We start from the raw sequence: 5,401 nt of genomic DNA on the forward strand, positions 1-5,401 counted from the left end.
TCCCGTTCATCATGCCGGCACGGCTCGCGCAGCAGCCGCCGGAACAGCCGGTGACCGAATTCATCGGCTCGGGGCCGTTCCGCTTTCTGCCGTCCGAATTCCAGCCCGGCAGCCGCGCCGCCTATGAACGCAATCCGAACTACGTGCCGCGTGCAGAAGCGCCGGACGGGCTTGCCGGCGGCAAGGTGGTGAAGGTCGACCGCTATGAGTGGATCAGCATGCCGGACATGCAGACCGCCGCCAATGCGCTGTCGAACGGCGAGATCGACTTCCTGGAAGCGCCGCCACACGATCTGCTGCCGCAGCTGGCGCAGGATAAGAAGCTGGTCGTCGCCGACTACAACCCGCTGGGCTTCATGTCGGTGGTGCGGATGAACTGGCTCACCGAGCCGTTCAACCGACCGGAAATCCGGCAGGCGCTGATGTATGCCAGCGACCAGGTCGACTGGCTGGAAGCGCAGGTCGGCAATCCCGATTACTACAAGCCGAGCGCGGCGATGTTCGGGCCGAACACGCCGTTCGCCTCCGAGACCGGATGGAATTGCAAACCCGATCTCGCGCGCGCCAAGGAGCTGCTGAAGAAAGGCGGCTATAACGGCGCGCCGGTGGTGATGATGCAGGGAACAGATTCGCCGTTGCTATACGGCTCGTCGACCGTCACCGCACAGAAGCTGCGTGCGCTCGGCATGAACGTCCAGGTGCTGACGATGGATTGGGGATCGCTGCTGGCGCGGCGCGTCAAGACCGAGGCGGCGACCCAGGGTGGCTGGTCGGTCTACCATTACGTGACGACGACCGCCGATCTGATGAATCCGCTCGGCAACACGCTGATCGACACCCGCGGCAAGGCCAGCGGCATTCCCGGCTGGCCGGAGGACGCCGAGGTCGAGGCGCTACGCGCGAAGTTCGCGATGGAGCCGAGTGCGGAAGTGCAGAAGTCGATGGCCGACGCGATCCAGGCCCGCGCCTACGAAGTCGTGACGCATATTCCGGGGGGCCTGATCAAGCAGCCGGTGTGCCACGCCAAGGCGCTCACAGGCATCGTCGCGGCCCCGGCACCGTTGTTCTGGAACGTCGAGAAGGTGTGACGTGCAGGTCCTGCTGCTCATCGGACGGCGGATCGCCGCGACCGTGCCGGTGCTGATCGCGGTCGCGTTGATCGCCTTCGTGCTGCTGCGCATCAGCTCGGGCGATCCGGTCGCGCAGCTCGCCGGCGACAACGCCACGCCGGAAGCGATCGCGGCGATTAGGGCGCGGCTCGGCCTCGATCAGCCGATGATCATCCAGTTCCTGCAATGGGGCTGGCGGGTGCTGCACGGCGACCTCGGCACCTCGATCGTGTCGGGCACGCCTGTGCTGCGGCTGATCGGCCAGCACACCGCGCCGACGATCGCGGTGTCGCTGATGACCATGCTGGTGTCGGTGGTGATCGGCGTGCCGCTCGGAGTCTATGCGGCCTGGCGTCGTGGCGGGATCGTCGATCAGCTCACCTCGGTGATGACCACCGCGGGCTTTGCAGTCCCGACCTTCGCGGTCGGCTACGTGTGGATCTATCTGCTGTCGATGCAGGCCGGCCTGTTTCCGGTCCAGGGCTACGTGCCCTTGTCGGGCGGCGTCGGCCGCTTCCTGTGGCATCTGACGCTGCCGGTTCTGACCCTGAGTTTCGTCTATATCGCGCTGATCGCACGGGTGTCGCGGACCAGTCTGCTCGAGGTGATGTCGGATGATTATGTACGCACCGCCCGGGCCAAGGGGCTTCCCGAGCGGACGGTGATCTTCCGGCACGCGCTGCGCAACGCGGCGGTGCCGATCGTCTCGATCATCGGCATCGGCGTCGCGCTGCTGATCGGCGGCGTGGTGATCACCGAAAGCATCTTCAATCTGCCGGGTCTCGGCCGGCTCACCGTGGATTCGGTGATGGCGCGCGATTACCCGGTGATCCAGGCCGTCATCATCGTGTTCGGCGGCGTCTACGTGCTGATCAACCTGCTGATAGATCTCAGCTACGCCGCCTTCGACCCGAGGATTTCGCTGTCATGAGCGTGATCGTTGCCGCATCGCCGACCGCCGCGCCGAAGCGAACACGATCGCTGCCGCGCATCTTCCGCAGCAAGGCGGTGCTGTTCGGTTCGATCGTGCTCGGCGTGCTGATCCTGATCGCGATCTTCGCCAGCGTTCTCGGCGTGGTCGATCCGGCCGCCGTGCAGCCACGTTTGCGGCTGAAGCCGCCGAGTGCCGCGGCGTGGCTCGGCACCGATCATCTCGGCCGCGACGTCTATAGCCGGCTGGTCTACGGCAGCCGCGTGTCGCTGCTGGTCGGCGGCGTCGTAGCGCTGCTCGCAGTGGTGTTCGGCGCGCTGCTCGGGCTGATCTCGGGCGCGGTGCGCTGGGTCGACGGGCTGCTGATGCGCGCGATGGACGGCGTGATGGCCATTCCCGCCATCCTGTTTGCCGTGGCGATGATCGGCGCGCTCGGGGCCGATCTGGTGACGATCTGTATCGCGATCGCCATCCCCGAAATTCCGCGGGTCGCGCGCTTGGTGCGCAGCGTGGTGTTGACGGTCCGCGAGGAGCCGTACATCGAGGCGGCGGTCAGCATGGGGACGCGAACGCCGACGCTGATCGCCCGCCACATGCTGCCGAACGTGCTAGCGCCGCTGATCGCGCAGGCGACCTACATCGCGTCGTCGGCGATCCTGATCGAGGCGTCGCTGTCGTTCCTCGGCATCGGCATGCCCGACGAGGTGCCGAGCTGGGGCAACATGATGGCTAATGCCCGCCTGGTGTTCCAGGTCAAGCCGCTGCTGATGCTGTTGCCGGGCCTGTGCATCGTGCTCACCGTGTTCGCCATCAACCGGATCGGCGATGGGCTGCGCGACCTGCTCGATCCGCGCCTGGCCAAGTCGGTGGGGCGCCTCAAATGACCGAGCCGGTTCTCACAATCAAGGGTCTTGTCGTCGGCCGTCGTGACGACCCGTCCGGCGATCCGATCGTGCGCGGTCTCGACCTCACGATCGGCGCCGGCGAGATCGCCTGCATCGTCGGCGAGTCCGGCTCGGGCAAGTCGGTGACGTCGTTCAGCGTGATGGGGCTGCTGCCCGACGCGCTGACACCGCGGGCCGGCTCGATCCGGCTGCTCGGTGAGGAACTGCTCGGCACTGATCCGGAGAAGGTGCGCAAGTTGCGCGGCAGCCGGATGGCGATGATCTTCCAGGAGCCGATGACGGCGCTGAACCCGGTCATGACCATCCGTGCGCAGCTCGCCGAAGTGATCGAATTCCACGGCGAGACGCCGATGTCGCGGAGCGCGCTCGATGCGCTGATCCTGGCGACGCTCGAAGACATGCTGGTCCGCGATCCGAAGCGGGTGATGAACTCTTATCCGCATCAGCTCTCCGGCGGACAGCGGCAGCGCGTGATGATCGCGATGGCGCTACTGCTGTCGCCGTCGCTGCTGATCGCCGACGAGCCGACGACGGCGCTCGATGTGACGACGCAGAAGCAGATCCTCGGTCTGATCAAGTCGCTGGTGGAGCGCCGCAACATCGGCGTGTTGTTCATCACCCACGATTTCGGCGTGGTCGCCGATATCGCCGATCAGGTCGTGGTGATGCAGCGCGGCGAGGTGGTCGAGAGCGGCCCGGCCGCCAAGGTGCTGCAGTCGCCGGAGAAGGCCTACACGCGGCTGCTGATCGACTCGGTGCCGAAGGGCCACGCATCGACGAACGTGCCGTCCGAATTGGCGGCTCCCGTGCTCGACGTCCGCGACGTGCAGATGGTGTATGGACGGCGCTCGCTGTTCGGCGCCGCGACGACCACGCACGCGCTCAAGGGCGCGAGCTTCACCTTGAATCAGGGCGAGATCCTCGGCGTCGTCGGCGAGTCCGGCTCGGGCAAATCGACGCTGGCGCGCTGCGTGGCGCGGCTGGCGACACCGACTGCCGGGCAGATCCTGCTGATGGGCCGCGACATCTCGACGGCCGGGCAGGAAGAGCTGCGGCTGCAGCGCCGCTACATTCAGTTTGTTTTCCAGGACCCGTATCGCTCGCTCAATCCGCGGCTTCCGGTCGGCCGCTCGCTGATCGAAGGCGCGGTGAATTTCGGAGTGCCAGCCGAGGTTGCGCGCGACAAGGTGAGAGCACTGCTCGAACTCGTCGGGATGGATGCCTATATCTTCGACCGGCTGCCGCACGAATTCTCGGGCGGACAGCGCCAGCGCATCTGCATCGCGCGGGCGCTGGTCAGCGAACCGCAGATCCTGATCGCCGACGAGTCGGTGTCGGCGCTGGATGTGACCGTGCAGGCGCAGGTGCTGAAGCTGTTCGCGGATCTGCGCGCGCGGCTTGGGCTGGCGATGCTGTTCATCACCCACGACCTGCGCGTCGCGGCCGAGCTGTGCGACCGCATCATGGTGATGCGCCACGGCGAGATCGTCGAAACCGGCCCGACCGCCGAGATCATGCAGCACCCGCAGCACGACTACACGCGCGCATTGTTTGCGGCCGCCCCCGGCCAGGAACGGCTGCGCGCGCTCGCCACAGTTTGAATCAACACGACCGGATGATGATGGAGCCGACCATGTCCCAGATGATGTCTGAAGCGACCGAGCGACAGCCGGAACCCCCCGTGAAGGCATCCGTGCCCCATCCGCTGGATCCGCTCAGCGAGACCGAGATCGCGACCGTTTGCGATGTCGTGCGGGCCGCAGCACCGGCGCCGGCGCATTGCCGGTTTCCGACGGTGCGACTCGAAGAACCGCTGAAGGCCGAACTGCGCGACTACGAAGCCGGCGCCGCGCTGCCGCGCCGTGCCTTCGTGTTGACGCTGGACGTCTCGAACGGCGTAGCGGCCGAGCACATCGTCGATGTCGCGTCGTCGAGGATTCTGTCGCGCAAGGTGTTGCCGAACCGCGAAGCGCCGTATGGCCAGCCGCCGGTGATGCTGGAGGAATTCTTCAAGTGCGAGGCGGTGGTGAAGGGCGATCCAGGCTGGCGCGCCGCAATGTATCGCCGTGGCCTGACCGACGCCGAGATCGAACTGGTGCAAGTCGATCCGTTTTCGTCCGGCTTCTTCGACAAGGAGTTCGAACGCGGCGCCCGCATCGTCCGGGCCACCAGCTTCTTCCGTGAGCACCCGCAGGACAACGCCTACGCGCATCCGATCGAGGGTGTCGTCGCGGTGGTCGACCTCATCGCCGGCAAGGTGGTCGATCTGCTCGACGAGGATCCGATCGTCCCGATCCCGCGCAAGAAGCGAAACTACGGAGCACACGAACTCACCAATCCGCGCACCGACATCAAGCCGCTCCACATCGAGCAGCCCGAGGGCGCCAGCTTCAAGGTCGACGGCTGGAACGTCGAGTGGCAGAAATGGAATTTCCGCGTCGGTTTCACGCCGCGCG

General features: G+C 66.2%; 4 protein-coding genes and 1 pseudogene. All 5 read left to right on the forward strand.

Annotation, left to right across the window (positions count from 1 at the left end; translation table 11 throughout):
• Positions 1–1,088 (forward strand): ABC transporter substrate-binding protein (locus I5M_RS07890; protein ID WP_022720903.1); only part of this gene is annotated, 1,088 nt, incomplete at its 5' end.
• Between the two features lies 1 nt (position 1,089).
• Entirely contained in the window at positions 1,090–2,040 is a 951-nt protein-coding gene (locus I5M_RS07895) for an ABC transporter permease (protein ID WP_022720904.1), read from the forward strand.
• Positions 2,037–2,924, forward strand: coding sequence for an ABC transporter permease (locus tag I5M_RS07900; RefSeq protein ID WP_022720905.1), 888 nt, complete (start codon positions 2,037–2,039; stop codon positions 2,922–2,924). The genes I5M_RS07895 and I5M_RS07900 overlap by 4 nt, the downstream gene beginning before the upstream one ends.
• Positions 2,921–4,546 carry an ABC transporter ATP-binding protein gene (locus tag I5M_RS07905; RefSeq protein ID WP_022720906.1) on the forward strand — a complete coding sequence of 542 codons (1,626 nt, stop codon included), beginning with the start codon at positions 2,921–2,923 and terminating at the stop codon, positions 4,544–4,546. Before I5M_RS07900 ends, I5M_RS07905 begins: the two co-directional genes overlap by 4 nt.
• 44 nt (positions 4,547–4,590) lie before the next feature.
• A pseudogene (locus tag I5M_RS07910) lies at positions 4,591–5,401 on the forward strand (tyramine oxidase); the annotation flags it as partial.

Source organism: Rhodopseudomonas sp. B29, assembly GCF_000333455.1.
In the GTDB taxonomy this organism is placed as follows: domain Bacteria; phylum Pseudomonadota; class Alphaproteobacteria; order Rhizobiales; family Xanthobacteraceae; genus Rhodopseudomonas.